Below are 15,174 nucleotides of genomic sequence, written 5' to 3'. Positions count from 1 at the left end.
GCTCGTCCGGGGTGCATCCGCCGGGGGTGACCACGCCCATGCCGGTGATGGCGACGGGCGGTTGTGCCGAGCTGCCCCTGGACGGTCCAGGCACCGCCGCCCGCCTCGCGGTCGCCGGTGGCGGGCGGCCCTCCCTCCTCGTGCAGGCGCAGGGCGCGCAGGAATGTGGTGGCCTGCGCACGCAGGTACGTGCCGAGCACGTCACCCGCGTCCGCCGCCGTCGGGTCAAGGTTTGGCTGAGCCACGCCGGCGCCTCCGGGCGTCTATGAGCATCTCCTGTACGTGCCGCAGCGGCTGGCCCTCCGCGTCCGTGCTGTGCCGGGTCCACTCCCCGTCGGGGCCCAGGTGCCAGGAGGAGGTGGTGTCCGACATGCCGGTTTCCAGCAGCCGGTCCAGAGCCGCGCGGTGGGCCGGGTCGGAGACCCTGACCAGTGCCTCGATACGGCGGTCGAGGTTGCGGTGCATCATGTCGGCGCTGCCGATCCACACCTCGGGCTCGCCGCCGTTGCCGAAGGCGAAGACCCGGGAGTGTTCGAGGAAGCGGCCGAGGATCGAGCGGACCCGGATGTTGTCCGAGAGCCCGGGGACGCCGGGGCGCACCGCGCAGATGCCGCGCACCCAGATGTCGACGGGCACGCCCGCCTGGGAGGCCCGGTAGAGGGCGTCGATCAGGGCCTCGTCGACGATCGAGTTCATCTTCAGGCGCACGGACGCGGGGCGGCCCGCTCGGTGGTGGGCGGCCTCCTTGTCGATGCGGGCGATCAGCCCGTCGCGCAGCGAGCGGGGGGCCACCATCAGGCGGCGGTAGGTCTCGCGGCGGGAGTAGCCGGACAGCCGGTTGAAGAGGTCGGAGAGGTCGGCGCCGACCTGCGGGTCCGCGGTGAGCAGGCCGAGGTCCTCGTAGAGGCGGGCGGTCTTGGGGTGGTAGTTGCCGGTGCCGACGTGGGCGTAGCGGCGCAGCTGGTCGCCCTCCTGGCGGACGACGAGGGAGAGCTTGCAGTGGGTCTTGAGGCCGACGAGGCCGTAGACCACGTGGCAGCCGGACTCCTCCAGCTTGCGCGCCCACTTGATGTTCGCCTGCTCGTCGAAGCGGGCCTTGATCTCGACCAGTACGAGGACCTGCTTGCCGGACTCGGCGGCGTCGATCAGGGCGTCGACGATGGGGGAGTCGCCGGAGGTGCGGTAGAGCGTCTGCTTGATCGCGAGCACGTCCGGGTCGGCCGCGGCCTGCTCCAGGAACGCCTGCACCGAGGTGGAGAAGGAGTCGTACGGGTGGTGCAGCAGGACGTCGCGCTCGCGGAGGGCGGCGAATATGTCGGGCGCGTGCGCGGACTCGACCTCGGCGAGGTCGCGGTGGGTGCCGGCGACGAACTTGGGGTACTTGAGCTCGGGCCGGTCCAGGGAGGCGGTCCCGAAGAGGGCCGTCAGGTCCAGGGGGCCGGGCAGCGGGTACACCTCGGAGGCGTTGACGTTCAGCTCCTGCACGAGGAGGTCCAGGACGCCGGGGTCGATGGACTCCTCGACCTCCAGGCGCACGGGCGGGCCGAAGCGGCGCCGCATGAGCTCCTTCTCCAGGGCCTGGAGCAGGTTCTCGGCGTCGTCCTCCTCCACCTCCAGGTCCTCGTTGCGGGTCACGCGGAACATGTGGTGCGCGAGCACCTCCATCCCGGGGAACAGCTCCTCCAGGTGCGCGGCGATCACGTCCTCCAGCGGGACGTAGCGCTGCGGGGACGCCTCCAGGAAGCGGGAGAGGAGCGGGGGGACCTTGACCCGGGCGAAGTGGCGGTGGCCGCTGACGGGGTTGCGTACGACGACGGCCAGGTTGAGGGAGAGGCCGGAGATGTACGGGAAGGGGTGCGCGGGGTCCACGGCCAGCGGGGTGAGCACCGGGAAGATCTGGTTCCGGAACAGCGTGAAGAGGCGGGCCTGCTCCTTCTCGGTGAGGTCGGGCCAGCGGATGAGGTGGATGCCCTCCTCGGCGAGGGCCGGGGAGACGTCCTGCTGGAAGCAGGCGGCGTGGCGGGCCATGAGCTCGCGGGAGCGCGTCCAGATGAGGTCCAGCACCTCGCGGGGCTGCAGGCCGGAGGCCGAACGGGTGGCGACGCCGGTCGCGATGCGGCGCTTGAGGCCGGCGACGCGGACCATGAAGAACTCGTCGAGGTTGCTCGCGAAGATCGCCAGGAAGTTGGCGCGCTCCAGGAGGGGGGTCGCCGGGTCCTCGGCGAGCTCCAGCACGCGCTCGTTGAAGGCGAGCCAGCTGCGCTCGCGGTCGAGGAAGCGGTTGGGGGGGAGCTCGCCGCCGTCCTTGTCCTCGTAGGAGTCGAGGTCGCCGTCCAGGTCGGGGTCGAGGTCGAGCTCGACGTGGGGGCGGTGGGCGGCGATGGAACCTATGCGGGCGCGGCCCGCGGGGGCGGGCGCGGCGTCCTCGGCGGGTGCCTTGCCGGCTGCCTTCCCGGGGGCCTTTCCGGCTGCCTCGCCGGCTGCCTCGCCGGCAGGGGGCGCGGGCGTGTGAGACGGGTGCTGGGCGGGGACCTCGGTGGGGCCCGCGCTGGGCTGGTGGCTCATGACTCCATTGTTCCGCGCGGGGGGCAGGTCGGGCGCGTCGGAAGCGTCGGCCGTCGGTCGGAGTCGGGGCTGCATTGGGGGAGGGTCGCAAGCGCGTCTGAATGCCCGGTGAATTACGCATGGCATCCCGGCTCACCCTGAACCACACCCCGCCGGGGCCCCTCCCGGGGCTCCGCCCCGAACCCGGCGCCTCAATCGCCGGCGGGGCTGGTTCTGCCCCCGCCCGCCGGCCGGCTGCGGGGCTCCGCCCCGGACCCCGCGCCTCAATCGCCGGCGGGGCTGATTTGGGCCCCGCGCCTCGAACGCCGATGGGGCTGGGGCGGGCCCCGTGCCGCGGTCGGGGGCGGGGCCGTGTCAGCTTTCTGTGCGGTACATCAGGTCTACCTCGTGCGTCGTGAAGCCCAGGGATTCGTAGACCGACAGGGCCGCCGGGTTGTCCGCGTCCACGTAGAGCATCGCCGTCGGGAGGCCCTGGGCGGACAGGTGCTGGAGGCCGATGGCGGTGAGGGCCTTGCCGAGGCCGCCGCCCTGGGCGTCGGGGCGGACGCCGACCACGTAGACCTCGCCCAGCTGCTCGGCCGCGTGGACCTTCGTCCAGTGGAAGCCGACCAGCTCCCCCTCGCGCTCCGCGAGGAAGAAGCCCTTCGGGTCGAACCACGGCTGCGCGATGCGGTCGTCCAGGTCGCGCTGGGTCAGCGAGCCCTGTTCGGGGTGGTGGGCGAAGGCGGCCGCGTTCGCCGCGAGCCAGGCCGCGTCGTCGGTGCCGGGGGAGAAGGCGCGTACGGTCACGCCCGGCGGGAGCACCGGGTCCGGCAGCGGGGCGCCCCCGGTGAGCGGGCGGCGCAGCTGGCGCAGTTCGCGGAAGAGGGTCAGGCCGAGGACCTGGGCGAGGTGGCGGGCGGCGGACTTGCCGCCGTGGGCCCACACCCGCAGCCGCTTGCCGGAGGCGGCCAGCAGGGCCATGCCCATGGCCCGGCCGTGGCCGCGCCCGCGCAGCGCGGGGTGGACGACGAGCTCGGCGGCCGGGGCCTCCACCGGGTCGGTGTCCTCCAGCTGGCCGTAGCCGGCGAGCCGGCCCTCGTCGGTGAGGAGGAAGTGCCGGATGCCCTCGCGCGGTCCGCCGCGCAGCTGGAGCCGGCCCTGTTCGGAGACGGCGGTGGTGCCGTCGGTGCGGGCCGCGTCCTCGATCAGGTCGAGGACGGCGGCGGCCTGTTCCGCCGTCAGCTCGTCGAGGGTCTGGATCTGCCGTCCCGGCTCCGGGGCCGCTGCTGCGTCAGTCATGGCACGAGCCTACGACCCGGCGCGGGGTGGGCCCGTCTTCTGCGCGTAACCAGCTCGATACCCGCTACCCCCTGGTAGAGCTACGCGCGTTGACCATAGGCTGCGGCGGACCTCCCACGCTTTATCGCTGTACGCAAAGGGGAACACATGTCAGCGACGCCACAACGGCACCGCCGAAACCGCCGGTTGACCCTCGCCGCCCTCGCCGTCACGGCCGGGGCCGGGGCGATGGTCGCGGCCGCCCTGCCGGCCGGTGCCGCGAGTGGCGGCGGTGCGGCCGCGAGCCGCACCGTCGATGTGCAGATGCTGTCGTTCAACGACTTCCACGGCACGCTGGAGCCCCCGCAGGGCTCCTCCGGCACCGTGACCGAGCGTCAGGCCGACGGCACCACCAAGGCCATACCGGCCGGCGGTGTCGAGTACCTGGCGACCGGTCTGCGCGAGGCCCGCAAGGGCCACGAGTACTCCGTCACCGCCGCGGCCGGTGACATGATCGGCGGCAGCCCGATGCTGTCCGGGCTCTTCCACGACGAGCCGAGCATCGAGGCGCTGAACAAGCTGGGGCTGAACGTCTCCAGCGTCGGCAACCACGAGTTCGACGAGGGCAAGACCGAGCTGCGCCGCATGGCGTACGGCGGCTGCCACCCCGTCGAGGGCTGCTTCGAGTTCGGCAAGGACTTCACGGGCGCCCAGTTCCAGTACCTGGCCGCGAACGTCACGGACGAGAAGACCAAGCGTCCGCTGATGTCGCCCACCTACATCTGGAAGAAGGGGGACGTGAAGATCGGCTTCATCGGCGTCACCCTGGAGGGCACCCCGGACGTCGTGACCGCCGAGGGCGTCAAGGGCCTCAAGTTCGGCGACGAGATCGAGACGATCAACAAGTACGCCGCCGAGCTGAACAAGCAGGGCGTGAAGTCGATCGTCGCGCTGATCCACGAGGGCGGTCTGCCCGCGAACGGCGCCTACAACTACGACTGCGACACCCCGGGCGCCGGCGCCGGCATCTCCGGCGCCATCGTGGACATCGCCAAGAACGTCGACGCCAAGGTCGACGCGCTGGTGACCGGCCACACGCACCAGGCGTACGCCTGCAACATCCCGGACCCGGCGGGCAACCCGCGCGCGGTGACCTCCGCCGCCTCCATCGGCCGGCTGTTCACCGAGACCACGCTCACCTACGACCGGCAGACCAAGGACATCGTCCGTACGCCGGTCAGCTCCCCGAAGCCGGTCAACAAGGTCGTCCACCGCGACCAGCCCAAGGCGCCGGACATGACCGAGCTGATCGGCCGCTGGAACGCCCTGGCCGCCCCGATCGCCAACCGCCCGCAGGGCTTCATCTCGGCGGACATCCCGGGCCGCGGCTCGGCGGAGCCGGAGAAGCCGCTCGGTGACCTGATCGCGGACGCGCAGCTGGAGGCCCTGGCCCCGGCGGACAAGGGCGGCGCGCAGCTGGCCCTGATGAACCCGGGCGGCATCCGCTCGGACCTCGCCTACAAGGCGTCGGGGGCCGAGGGCGACGGTGTGGTGACGTACGGCGAGTCCTTCACCGTGCAGCCGTTCACCAACATGATGAACATCGTGGACCTGACCGGCGCGCAGCTGATCACCGCGCTCCAGCAGCAGGTCAGCGGCCCGGTCAACGGCCCGAGCCCGAAGATCCTCCAGGTCTCGAAGGGCTTCACCTACACCCTGGACATGACGAAGTCCGGCGCGGACCGCATCGTCGTGGACTCGGTGAAGCTGAACGGTGCCGCGATCGACCCGGCGAAGACCTACCGTGTCGCGATGAACGAGTTCCTGGCGGGCGGCGGTGACGGCTTCACCGTCCTCAAGGAGCACAAGAACAAGCTGGTCGGCGCCTCCGACCTGGACTGCTTCAACGCCTACCTGACGAAGAACTCCTCGGCCTCCGCGCCGATCGCCCCGCCGGCGGCGAACCGGATCACCATCGTCAAGTAACACCCGCGTGCGGTACGCCCCGGAGGGGCGGTGGGCCACCGGCCCGCCGCCCCTCCGGCTTTTCCGCGCGCCCCGCCCCGGGCCGGTCAGAGGGCGGCGAGGAAGGCGGCCACGGCCTCGTGCACGCCCCGCGGGTCGGTGAACGGCAGGAAGTGGTCCCCGTCCAGCGGGGCGTACGAGGTCCCCGCGCGCCGGGCCACCATGGCGTCGGCCGTCTCCTGGCGGAGGGTCTGGCTGCGGGTCGCGTGGACCAGCAGGGCCGGACAGTCGCCGGCGAGCCAGGCGTCCCAGTGGTCGCCCCGGCAGGCGGCGGCGGAGTCGAGCATGTCCTGCGGGTGGAACGGCAGCCGCCAGCCCTCGCCGGAGGGGAGCGGGCGCAGCGCCTGCTCGACCAGGCGGGAGCCGACCGGCCCGGCGGCGGCGAGGAGTTCCTCGCGGGTGGGGGCGGTGTACCGCATGCCGCCGAGGAAGCCGAACAGGTCGTGGACGGCGTCCTCGGTGCTGCTGTGGATCTCGACGGTGGCGTCGATGTCGATGAGCGCGCGGACCCGCTCGGGGTGGGCGGCGGCGAGGTGGCAGGCGTTGAGCCCGCCGAGGGAGTAGCCGAGGACGACGACGGGCGTGCGCAGGCCCAGGTGGTCGAGGAGGGCGAGGGCGTCGGAGACGTAGCCCTCGCGGCCGTAGTCGGGGGCGCGGTCGGAGTCCCCGTGGCCCCGCTGGTCGGGGGCGATCACCCGCCAGGCGGGGCCGAGGTGGGCGGCCAGCCCGGCGAAGGCGAGGGCTTCCGACATGCCGCCGTGCAGGGCGAGCAGCGGGCGGCCCGCGCCGCCGGAGTCCAGGTACGACAGCGCGCGGCCGTCGATGGTGAGGGTGTGGCGCGTGAGGCTCGTGGTGCTGGGCATGTCCGTTCTCCCCGTTCCCCTTGTGGTGACCTGCGGCCTCAGCCTGGCAGTTCTTGGGCGCATGCGCAATACGTTCGTATAAGGCACTTGCCCAAAACCCGCGCGGCTACCATCCCGGCATGGGAAATCGCGAGGACCTGCTGGCCGGAGCCCGGCGCTGCCTGGAGGAGAAGGGCTATCTGCGCACCACCGTGCGCGACATCGCCACCGCCTCGCAGGTGAGCATGGCCGCGATCGGCTACCACTTCGGCTCCCGGGAGGCCCTGCTCAACCAGGCGCTCTTCGCCGCCATGGAGGAGTGGGCCGCCGGATCGGGCCGCCTCGCCGGTGAGGGCGGGAGCGCGGGGGAGCGCTACGCCGACACCTGGGACCGCAAGATCCGCGACTTCGGCGAGATGCGCTGGCTCTGGCTCGCGGGCGTCGAGGCGTTCGTCCACGCCCAGTCCTCGCCCGAGCTCCTCGCGGTCCTCGCCGAGGGGCAGCGCCGCAACCGCCGTACGGTGGCCGCCGCGCTGCGCGGGGTGCCGGAGGCGGAGGTGGCGGAGGAGGACGTACGCTCCCTCGGCTCGCTCCACCTCGCGCTGCTCAGCGGGGTGATGGTGCAGGCGCTGACCGATCCGGAGCAGGCACCGGACGGGCGCGAACTCCTGCGCGGGCTCCGGGAGATGACCGCGCTGCTCGCAGAATGACCGCTACCGACGGGTAGTGTCCGTGACGTGTGCACGCCATAATCTGGCCATCACCGGTCGGCGAAGGGGCGGGCATGCGCAACGGCGTGGTCAGCGGCACGGGCACCAGCACGGTCAGCGGCATGCGCGACGGCACGACGGGCAGCGGTACGGACACGGGCGCGGGCGGCATCACCGGCGCGGGCCTGGGACGGCGGGCCTTCCTGGCCGGAGCACTGGCCGCGGCCGCCGGACTGGGCCTCGCCGCCGCCCCGGCCACCGCGGCGGCCCTCGGCACCCAGGACTGGATGGCCGGCCTCGGCGACGCCACCGCCCTCCAGCGGATGACCATCCCCGGAACCCACGACTCCGGCGCCACCAAGGGCGGGCTCTACGTCGCCTGCCAGAACACCTCCATCGCCCAGCAGCTGGACTCCGGCATCCGCTTCCTCGATGTCCGCTGCCGGGTCACGGGCGGCTCCTTCGCCATCCACCACGCGGCCTTCTTCCAGGACCTGATGTTCGGGGACGTCCTCGTCGCCTGCCGGGACTTCCTCGCCGCGCACCCCTCCGAGACCGTCCTGATGCGCGTCAAGCAGGAGTACTCCGGGGAGAGCGACGCCACCTTCCGTGCCGTCTTCGACGACTACCTCGGCAACCGCGGCTGGCGCTCCCTCTTCCGCATCGACGGCGCCCTGCCCACCCTCGGGCAGGCCCGCGGCAAGGTGGTCCTGCTCGCCGACAACGGCGGGCTGCCGGGCCTGCGCTACGGCGACGGCAACGTCTTCGACATCCAGGACGACTACAACACCGAGCCCTTCGCCAAGCGCGGCCGCATCGAGAACCACTTCCGCAAGGCCGTCCAGCAGCCCGGCAAGCTCTTCGTGAACTACGTCAGCACCGCCGCCTACATGCCGCCGCGCTGGAACTCCGACCGCCTCAACCCGCAGATCCACTCCTTCGTCGACGGCGGGGAGCTGGCCGGCCGCACCGGGCTCGGGATCGTCCCGATGGACTTCCCCAACACCCGCTCCGGCCTGGTCACCTCACTGATCCGCCACAACTGACGGATCCGAGGGCGGCGGCGCGGGCGCCCCCGGGATCCGGAGCACCGCCTCCGTGCCCGGGCCCCCGTCGGCCGCCGCCCGCAGCGCGGCGCTGCCGCCCGCGCGGGCCGCCGTACGGGCCACGATCGACAGGCCCAGGCCGCTGCCGGGCAGGGCGCGGGCCGAGGGGGAGCGCCAGAACCGCTCGAAGACATGCGGCAGATCCTCCGCCGGGATGCCCGGACCGTGGTCCCGCACGGTCAGCTCGCCCGCCCGCAGCGTCACCGCGACCACGCCGCCCGGCGGGCTGAACTTCACCGCGTTGTCCAGGACGTTGACCACCGCGCGCTCCAGCGCCGCCGCCTCGCCGCGTACGTACCAGGGCGCCAGCTCCGAGGTGAAGGACAGCTCCGGACCGCGCAGCCGGGCCCGCGACAGCGCCGCCTCGGCGATCTCGTGCAGGGCGACCACCCCCAGCCGCCCGGAGGCCGCCGCGTCCGGCCGGGACAGCTCCTGGAGGTCCCCGATCAGCGCGGCCAGCTCCGTCATCTGCGCCTTCACCGAGGCCAGCAGCTCCCGGCGGTCGTCGGGCGGGATGGCCCGGCCGGTCTCCTCGCTGCGGGCCAGCAGCTCGATGTTGGTACGCAGCGAGGTCAGCGGGGTGCGCAGCTCGTGCCCGGCGTCCGCGATCAGCTGCGCCTGCCGCTCCTGGGAGGAGGCGAGCGAGGCGGTCATCGAGTTGAAGGACCGCGACAGCCGGGCGATCTCGTCGTCCCCCTCGTCGGGGATCCGTACGGTCAGGTCCTCGGTCCGGGCGATGTGCTCCACGGCGTCGGTCAGTTCGTCCACCGGCCGCAGCCCCGTACGGGCCACCCACAGCCCCGCCATCCCGGCGCCGACGACCCCGATGCCGCAGACCAGCATCAGCACCCAGGCCAGGGTGGACAGCGGCTTGTCGACATCGGCGAGAGGCTTGGCCACGGACAGGGCCGCCGCCCGGCCGTCGAGCAGCGCGGGCTCGGTGAAGACGCGTACGGCGACCCCGTCGGAGGTGGTCGTGTCGTAGAGGGTGGCGCCGCGCCGCCGCTGGGCCACTTCCAGGTCGGTGGCGCTGATCCGCAGGGTGCTGCGGCCGTCCACCCAGCAGTGGCTGCCGTCCGGGCGGACGATCTGCACCTGCGCGCTGAGGTTGTTCGCGGGCCGCTCCGGCAGCGCGCCGGTCACCGCCACGCAGCCCAGCGAGCGGTACACCTGGTTGGCCTGCGCCTCGGCGTTGGTGGCGCGCAGCGAGCTGTCGAGCTGGTCGCGCAGCTGGGCGCGGACCATCACCCAGGACACGGCGGCCACCGCGGCCACCGCCAGCGCCACCGCGACCGTGACCAGCAGCGCCAGCCGGGAGCGCATCGGCAGGGTGCGGAAGCGGGCGGCCGGACTCACTCGGGCCCGCCGTCCCCGGCCCGCAGGACGTAGCCCACCCCGCGCACGGTGTGGACCAGGCGGGGCTCGCCGCCCGCCTCGGTCTTGCGGCGCAGGTACATCACGTACACGTCCAGGGAGTTGGAGCTGGGCTCGAAGTCGAAGCCCCACACGGTCTTCAGGATCTGCTCGCGGGTCAGGACCTGCCGGGGGTGCGCGAGGAACATCTCCAGCAGGGTGAACTCGGTCCGGGTCAGCTCCACCGGCCGCCCGCCCCGTACGACCTCGCGGGTCGCGAGGTCCATGCGCAGGTCCCCGAAGGTCAGGACGTCCTCGGGGGCCTCGCCGCCGGGCCGGGGGGCGGCGTAGGAGCTGCGCCGCAGCAGGGCGCGGACGCGGGCGAACAGCTCGTCGAGCTCGAAGGGCTTGACCAGGTAGTCGTCGGCGCCGGCGTCGAGGCCGGTGACGCGGTCCCCGACGGTGTCGCGGGCGGTGAGCATCAGGATCGGGGTGACACTGCCGGCGGCGCGCAGCCGGCGGGCGGCCGTCAGCCCGTCCATCCGGGGCATCTGGATGTCCAGCACGATCAGGCCGGGCTCGCCGGAGGCCGCCTTGTCGAGGGCGTCGAGCCCGTCGACGGCGGTGTCCACGGCGTAGCCCTCGAAGGCGAGGCTGCGGCGCAGGGCCTCGCGTACGGCCGGTTCGTCGTCGACGACGAGGATCCGCGCTTCGCCTTCGGCCGTGTTCATGGATGGGTCTCCCGGAGGTGGTGGCCGGCCGCGGGGGCCGGCGGAGGACGGCGCCTCCAGCCTCGCACGCGCGGCGGCGTCATCAGCGCGGCGGCGGGATCAGTAGGAGGTGCCGAAGCCGTCCGTGGTCCCGCCGCCGGAGGAACGGGTGGAGCCGGAGGTGCCGTTGCCGCCGGGGCCGCCCTGGCGCAGTGCGGGCAGATCGGCCTTGACGGTGTTGACCGGGATGGCGAAGCCGAGGCCGACACTGCCCGCGGCCGAGTTGCCGGTGGCGGGGGAGTAGATGGCGGAGGGCATGCCCACGATCTCGCCGTTCATATTGACGAGGGCGCCGCCGGAGTTGCCGGGGTTGAGGGAGGCGTCGGTCTGGATGGCCTTGTAGGAGGTGGTGTCCGAGCCGGTCTCCCCGTTGAACTGGCGGCCGTCGAAGGAGAAGGGCCAGCCGTCGTCGCCGCGGTTGCCCTGCGGGGACCGGCCCTGCGACTTGGGTACGTTCACCTCGCGGTTCAGGGCGGAGACGATGCCGCTGGTCACGGTCCCGGTGAGGCCGTCGGGCGAGCCGATGGCCACCACCTGGTCACCGACCTTGACGGCGCCGGAGTCACCGAGCCGGGCGGGCTTGAGACCACTGGCGCCCTGGAGCTTGATCAGCGCCAGGTCCTTGTCGGGGTCGGTGCCGACGATCCGGGCGGAGTACTTCTTGCCGTCGCTCATGGTCACCTGCACCTGCGAGGCGCCGTTCACCACGTGGTTGTTGGTGACGATCTCGCCGTCGGCGGTGATCACCACGCCCGAGCCGGTGCCCTGGCCCGAGCCGGTCCGGACGTCGATGCGCACGACCGAGGGGCTGACCTGCTCCGCGATGCCGGAGACGGTGCCCGTGCTCGACTGGGAGACGTTCGTCCCGTTCACCCCGCCCACGCCGCCGGCCGGCCGGAGCATCAGCCGCTCGACCGCCACCGCCGTGCCGCCGCCGACCAGGGCCGCGGCGAGCGCGACGGCCGTCAGCAGCGCGACGGGCCGCTTGGCGCGCCGGGCGGGGGCGGGCCCGGCGGGGACCGGCTCCGCCGGGAAGAGCTGCGGCTGGTGGGCCTCGTACCAGCCGGGGGCGGCGGGCTCGTAGGCGGGCGGCGGCGGATAGGCCCCGGCGGCGGTGTCCCGCGCGAGCCGGTCGTGCCCCTGCTGCCAGTGCTCCCCGAAGGGCTGCTGCCCCGCCGGGTGGTTCTCCTGCGGATACCCGCCTTCGCGGCGGAAGCTCTCGGTCATGGTGACGACTCTGGCCCCCGATCATGAGAGCTTCCTGAGTCCGGGCTGAGAAGCCCGACAGAACCGCGTATGCCCGGTATAAGGCCCCGGCGTCCGCCCCGCCCCGCCCCCGCGCGGACGCGGTCAGCGGCAGCCGCAGGAGCGGCGGACCACCAGCGCCGAAGGGAACTGCTTGAGGCGCTCGCGCCGGGAGCCGGCCACCCGCAGGCCGTCGTCCAGCACCAGATCCACCGCCGCCCGGGCCATCGCCGGGCGGTCCGAGGCGATCGTGGTCAGCGGCGGATCCGTCAGGGCCGCCTCCTTCACGTCGTCGAAGCCGGCCACGGCCAGCTCCCCGGGCACGTCGATGCGCAGCTCGCGCGCGGCGCGCAGCACCCCGATGGCCTGGTCGTCGGTGGCGCAGAAGACGGCCGTCGGCCGGTCCGGCCGCGCCAGGACCTCCAGGGCCACCGTGTAGGCGTCGTAGCGGTTGTACGGGGCCTCGATCAGCCGGCCCTCGATGGAGCGGCCGGCCTCCAGCATGGCCCGGCGCCAGCCCTCGACGTGGTCGGCGACCGGGTCGCCGACGGACGGGGTGTTCTCGATGCCGCCGATGCAGGCCACGTACGCGTGCCCGTGCTCCAGCAGGTGCCGGGTGGCGAGCTGCGCGCCGCCGATGTCGTCGGTGACCACCGCCACGTCGTCGATCGCCTCCGGGCGCTCGTGCAGCAGCACCACCCGGGCGTCCCACGCCTCGATCTCGCTGGCCGCCTGCTCGCTCATGCCCTGGCTGACCAGGATCAGGCCCGACACCCGCATGCCGAGGAAGGCCCGCAGGTAGTGGACCTCGCGCTCGGTGCGGTAGTCGGAGTTGCCGACGAGGACCATCTTCCCGCGCTCGGCGGCGGCCTGCTCGACCGCGTGCGCCATCTCCGCGAAGAACGGCTGCCGGGCGTCCGGGACGATCATGCCTATGAGGTCGGTGCGCCGCGAGGCCATCGCCTGCGCGACCCGGTCCGGGCGGTAGCCCAGGTCCTTGATCGCGGCGAGGACACGCTCGCGCGTGGCCGGGGCGACCGGCCGGGGTCCGTTGTTGATGACGTAGCTCACGACGGCGGTAGAAGTACCCGCAAGTCGCGCTACGTCATCCCGCGTCACCTTGGCCACGCGCGGCAGTCTACGCGGGGTGACCTCCATCTGGGCAGGTCGTCCCGCATACGGGGCGAACAGAGGCCCTTAGGCCGTCCGGGTGGACGCCGCCGCGGGCCGCGCGGCCGCCTCCGCGGCGACCTGGGCGGCCGCCTGCGCCGCGGCCTCCGCCGCCGCCCGCTCCACCTTCTCCGGGGTGACGAAGCGGTAGCCGACGTTGCGGACGGTGCCGATCAGCGACTCGTGCTCGGGGCCGAGCTTGGCGCGCAGCCGCCGTACGTGCACGTCGACCGTGCGGGTGCCGCCGAAGTAGTCGTAGCCCCAGACCTCCTGGAGCAGCTGGGCGCGGGTGAAGACCCGGCCCGGGTGCTGCGCGAGGTACTTGAGCAGCTCGAACTCCTTGAAGGTGAGATCGAGCACCCGGCCCTTGAGCTTCGCGGAGTAGGTGGCCTCGTCCACGGACAGGTCGCCGTTGCGGATCTCCATCGGGGAGTCGTCCGTACCGAGCTGGCGGCGGCCCGTCGCCAGCCGCAGACGGGCCTCGACCTCGGCGGGGCCGGCGGTGTCCAGCAGCACGTCGTCGATGCCCCAGTCGGCGGTGACGGCCGCGAGGCCGCCCTCGGTGACGACGAGGATCAGCGGGCAGCCGGGGCCGGTGGAGCGCAGCAGCTGGCACAGGGAGCGCACCTGCGGCAGGTCGCGGCGGCCGTCCACCAGGATGACGTCGGCCCCGGGGGTGTCCACCAGGGCCGGTCCCTCGGCCGGGGCCACCCGCACGCTGTGCAGGAGCAGGCCGAGGGCGGGCAGCACCTCGGTGGAGGGCTGGAGGGCGTTGGTGAGCAGCAGCAGCTGGCTCATGACCGACCCCCTGCCCGGGTCGGACGGTGGTGCACGGATCGCTGGTCCATCACGTCGGTTCCTCCTCGGTCCCGTCGAGGACGTGCGTGGTACTGCTTCGTACGGTGGTCCGGCGTCCCGCAGACCCCGCGCCCTGGGGTCCACCGGATGCCGGTGTTCTCGGGTCGTTCAACGTTCTGAAAGCACAAAAGGACCCGGGGGCAACATTGCCCGGATCCTCTCGCCAGCAGAATAGCCCACCGGCCGGAGCGCGGCCGAGGCTCTTCCGGTTCCTGTTCTGTGGCTCATGCCACGCGCACGGCCGTTGTATGCACCGGTTTCACCGGATCGGCGGCCCGCCGGGGGGTGGGGGAGGGCGGCCGGGGCGCACGGGCGGCGCGTCGGGGCACGGTGGGGCCGGGCGCGGGAGGGGCCATCATGGAGGCCGACGGTAGAGAGCCGACGACGAGGGGAGCAGCAGCAGTGGCAACCGGAACCATCCGCTTCTGGGCGGCGGCGAAGGCCGCGGCCGGGACGGCGGAGGAGCCGTACGCGGCGCGGACACTGGCCGAGGCGCTCGACGGCGTGCGGGAACGCCACCCCGGGGAACTGGCCCGGGTCCTGCTGCGCTGCTCCTTCCTGGTGAATGACGAACCTGTGGGCAAGCGCCCGCACGATTCCGTCCTGCTGGCGGAAGGGGGCACCGTGGAGGTGCTTCCGCCGTTCGCGGGCGGGTGAGCGGGAGCCGATGAGCACGCCTGAGGAACAACAGCCGCAGCCGCAGCCGCAGCCTTCGCCGGAGCCGGAGCCTGCGCCGGACCCGTACGGAACCCAGACCTGGCAGTCGGACACCTGGGACACCACCCACCAGCCGACTCTGCCGCCGCCCCCGGACGCCTGGCCCCGCGAGGCCCCCTACCCGTCCTACGGCTACCCGGGCCGTCCCCCGTCCCCGACGCCGGGCGACGAGCCCGCATGGGGCACGCAGGCCCCGGGCCCGGCGCTGGCCCCGGGTGCGGCCCCCGGCGGTGAGCCCGCATGGGGGGCGCAGCCCCCTGCCCCGGCGCCGGGCGGCGAGCAGTCGTGGTCCCCGCAGACCCCGGGCGCGGCCTCGGCCGGGGAGCCGGCTTGGGGCGCGCAGCCTCCGGCCCCGACCCCTGCCCCGGGCGGGGAGCCCGCGTGGGGTGCGCAGTCCTCGGGTGCGCACGCCTCGGCCTCGGGTGGCGAGCAGGCGTGGTCCCCGCAGGCCCCGGGCCCTGCCTCGGCCGGGGAGCCCGCGTGGGGTGCGCAGTCCTCGGGCGCGCACGCCTCGGCCCCGCGAGGGGAGCAGGCGTGGGCCGCCTCGGGCTCG

12 protein-coding genes and 2 pseudogenes are annotated in these 15,174 nt (G+C 73.4%); 5 read left to right on the top strand and 9 right to left on the bottom strand.

Going from position 1 to position 15,174, the window contains the following annotated elements; all coding sequences use genetic code 11:
- From ABZ873_RS31900 to mshD, 3 genes and pseudogenes are all read right to left on the bottom strand, one after another.
- A pseudogene (locus ABZ873_RS31900) lies at positions 1 to 245 on the bottom strand (hypothetical protein); the annotation flags it as partial.
- Positions 226 to 2,565: an RNA degradosome polyphosphate kinase gene (locus ABZ873_RS31895; RefSeq protein WP_360879558.1), complete on the bottom strand. Its 2,340-nt coding sequence runs from the start codon at positions 2,563 to 2,565 to the stop codon at positions 226 to 228. The pseudogene ABZ873_RS31900 and the gene ABZ873_RS31895, both read right to left, overlap by 20 nt.
- 354 nt (positions 2,566 to 2,919) lie before the next feature.
- The gene (mshD, locus tag ABZ873_RS31890) at positions 2,920 to 3,846 is read right to left on the bottom strand and encodes a mycothiol synthase (RefSeq protein WP_360879555.1); all 927 of its coding nucleotides are present in this window, start codon (positions 3,844 to 3,846) and stop codon (positions 2,920 to 2,922) included.
- Between the two features lie 147 nt (positions 3,847 to 3,993).
- On the opposite strand from mshD, the gene ABZ873_RS31885 reads away from it, so the two are divergent.
- Positions 3,994 to 5,811 carry a bifunctional metallophosphatase/5'-nucleotidase gene (locus tag ABZ873_RS31885; protein WP_360879552.1) on the top strand — a complete coding sequence of 606 codons (1,818 nt, stop codon included), beginning with the start codon at positions 3,994 to 3,996 and terminating at the stop codon, positions 5,809 to 5,811.
- A gap of 86 nt (positions 5,812 to 5,897) precedes the next feature.
- On the opposite strand, the gene ABZ873_RS31880 is transcribed toward ABZ873_RS31885, so the two are convergent.
- Positions 5,898 to 6,713: an alpha/beta hydrolase gene (locus ABZ873_RS31880; protein WP_360879549.1), complete on the bottom strand. Its 816-nt coding sequence runs from the start codon at positions 6,711 to 6,713 to the stop codon at positions 5,898 to 5,900.
- A 119-nt stretch (positions 6,714 to 6,832) separates the two neighbouring features.
- On the opposite strand from ABZ873_RS31880, the gene ABZ873_RS31875 reads away from it, so the two are divergent.
- A complete protein-coding gene (locus tag ABZ873_RS31875; protein ID WP_360879546.1) occupies positions 6,833 to 7,402 on the top strand; it encodes a helix-turn-helix domain-containing protein in 570 nt (189 codons plus the stop codon).
- 74 nt (positions 7,403 to 7,476) lie between these two features.
- Entirely contained in the window at positions 7,477 to 8,448 is a 972-nt protein-coding gene (locus ABZ873_RS31870) for a phosphatidylinositol-specific phospholipase C (protein WP_360879543.1), read from the top strand.
- On the opposite strand, the gene ABZ873_RS31865 is transcribed toward ABZ873_RS31870, so the two are convergent.
- The 5 genes from ABZ873_RS31865 to ABZ873_RS31845 all read right to left on the bottom strand — a co-directional run bounded on the left by ABZ873_RS31865 (position 8,428) and on the right by ABZ873_RS31845 (position 13,844).
- Positions 8,428 to 9,831, bottom strand: coding sequence for a HAMP domain-containing sensor histidine kinase (locus tag ABZ873_RS31865; RefSeq protein WP_360879561.1), 1,404 nt, complete (start codon positions 9,829 to 9,831; stop codon positions 8,428 to 8,430). The genes ABZ873_RS31870 and ABZ873_RS31865 overlap by 21 nt on opposite strands.
- 29 nt (positions 9,832 to 9,860) lie before the next feature.
- Positions 9,861 to 10,592, bottom strand: a complete 732-nt coding sequence (locus tag ABZ873_RS31860) for a response regulator transcription factor (RefSeq protein WP_360879540.1) — start codon at positions 10,590 to 10,592, stop codon at positions 9,861 to 9,863.
- 99 nt (positions 10,593 to 10,691) lie between these two features.
- Positions 10,692 to 11,858, bottom strand: coding sequence for a trypsin-like peptidase domain-containing protein (locus ABZ873_RS31855; RefSeq protein WP_360879537.1), 1,167 nt, complete (start codon positions 11,856 to 11,858; stop codon positions 10,692 to 10,694).
- 123 nt (positions 11,859 to 11,981) lie between these two features.
- Complete coding sequence (locus tag ABZ873_RS31850) at positions 11,982 to 13,004, bottom strand: LacI family DNA-binding transcriptional regulator (protein WP_360879534.1); 1,023 nt, start codon at positions 13,002 to 13,004, stop codon at positions 11,982 to 11,984.
- A 69-nt stretch (positions 13,005 to 13,073) separates the two neighbouring features.
- Positions 13,074 to 13,844, bottom strand: a complete 771-nt coding sequence (locus tag ABZ873_RS31845) for a response regulator transcription factor (RefSeq protein ID WP_360879531.1) — start codon at positions 13,842 to 13,844, stop codon at positions 13,074 to 13,076.
- 462 nt (positions 13,845 to 14,306) lie between these two features.
- Here ABZ873_RS31845 and ABZ873_RS31840 point away from each other — a divergent pair, with 462 nt between their 5' ends.
- Both ABZ873_RS31840 and ABZ873_RS31835 read left to right on the top strand, forming a co-directional pair.
- On the top strand, positions 14,307 to 14,561 hold the full coding sequence (locus tag ABZ873_RS31840) for a MoaD/ThiS family protein (protein WP_360879528.1): 255 nt from the start codon (positions 14,307 to 14,309) through the stop codon (positions 14,559 to 14,561).
- 10 nt (positions 14,562 to 14,571) lie between these two features.
- Positions 14,572 to 15,174, top strand: a pseudogene (locus ABZ873_RS31835) (hypothetical protein); the annotation flags it as partial.

Origin of the sequence: Streptomyces sp. NPDC047014 (assembly GCF_040644195.1) — a bacterium.
Lineage (GTDB): Bacteria > Actinomycetota > Actinomycetes > Streptomycetales > Streptomycetaceae > Streptomyces.
The sequence above is the reverse complement of the archived record's forward strand: the minus strand, read 5'-3'. Positions and strand labels throughout refer to the sequence as shown.

Excerpts from the sequence above, each read along its gene's own strand:
- ABZ873_RS31895 (WP_360879558.1), bottom strand. The coding sequence starts at position 2,565 with ATGAGCCACCAGCCCAGCGCGGGCCCCACCGAGGTCCCCGCCCAGCAC.
- mshD (WP_360879555.1), bottom strand. The coding sequence starts at position 3,846 with ATGACTGACGCAGCAGCGGCCCCGGAGCCGGGACGGCAGATCCAGACC.
- ABZ873_RS31885 (WP_360879552.1), top strand. The coding sequence starts at position 3,994 with ATGTCAGCGACGCCACAACGGCACCGCCGAAACCGCCGGTTGACCCTC.
- ABZ873_RS31880 (WP_360879549.1), bottom strand. The coding sequence starts at position 6,713 with ATGCCCAGCACCACGAGCCTCACGCGCCACACCCTCACCATCGACGGC.
- ABZ873_RS31875 (WP_360879546.1), top strand. The coding sequence starts at position 6,833 with ATGGGAAATCGCGAGGACCTGCTGGCCGGAGCCCGGCGCTGCCTGGAG.
- ABZ873_RS31870 (WP_360879543.1), top strand. The coding sequence starts at position 7,477 with ATGCGCAACGGCGTGGTCAGCGGCACGGGCACCAGCACGGTCAGCGGC.
- ABZ873_RS31865 (WP_360879561.1), bottom strand. The coding sequence starts at position 9,831 with ATGCGCTCCCGGCTGGCGCTGCTGGTCACGGTCGCGGTGGCGCTGGCG.
- ABZ873_RS31860 (WP_360879540.1), bottom strand. The coding sequence starts at position 10,592 with ATGAACACGGCCGAAGGCGAAGCGCGGATCCTCGTCGTCGACGACGAA.
- ABZ873_RS31855 (WP_360879537.1), bottom strand. The coding sequence starts at position 11,858 with ATGACCGAGAGCTTCCGCCGCGAAGGCGGGTATCCGCAGGAGAACCAC.
- ABZ873_RS31845 (WP_360879531.1), bottom strand. The coding sequence starts at position 13,844 with ATGAGCCAGCTGCTGCTGCTCACCAACGCCCTCCAGCCCTCCACCGAG.